The sequence below is a fragment of the Halorubrum sp. SS7 genome, assembly GCF_005435055.1.
In the GTDB taxonomy this organism is placed as follows: domain Archaea; phylum Halobacteriota; class Halobacteria; order Halobacteriales; family Haloferacaceae; genus Halorubrum; species Halorubrum salinarum.
The window spans coordinates 1-381 of the sequence record NZ_SGXV01000385.1 but is presented as its reverse complement, the minus strand read 5'-3'; the positions used below and the strand labels follow the sequence as shown (position 1 = coordinate 381).

Here is a 381-nt window from a genome sequence, read left to right as displayed (position 1 = left end):
CATAAATATCGCCGGTAAGGCCCGCTTTCGGCGTAAAACGAGCGAAATCCGGTGTGAACGGTCGTCGGGGTACTTGTCCGTCCCACCCGTGGGTCGACGCATGAGGTTCCCGACGAAACGGACCGTCCTACTCATCGCAGCGGCCCTCGTGCTGTCGGCGTTCGCGGCGACGATCGTCCAGCAGGCGCTCGCGGTGGGACCGGGGCAATCGGGGAACGACGGGTCGCCGGAGCCCCTCCCCGGACGCCCGTCGGACCGTCGCGTCCGGAATCCGCCCGAACGCGTGACACGTTCACGTCCACCGATACCGTCGCCGGGGAAACGTTAACCGCCTCGCGTCGCCTACCTCGCCCATGGACCTGTCGGGGCTGCGCCGACACA

Annotated in this window: 1 protein-coding gene; it reads left to right on the top strand. The window is 67.5% G+C overall.

The features are described from left to right. Window positions 1-328 (top strand): hypothetical protein (locus EXE44_RS21235; protein ID WP_206750410.1); only part of this gene is annotated, 328 nt, incomplete at its 5' end. Between the last annotated feature and the right edge of the window lie 53 nt (window positions 329-381).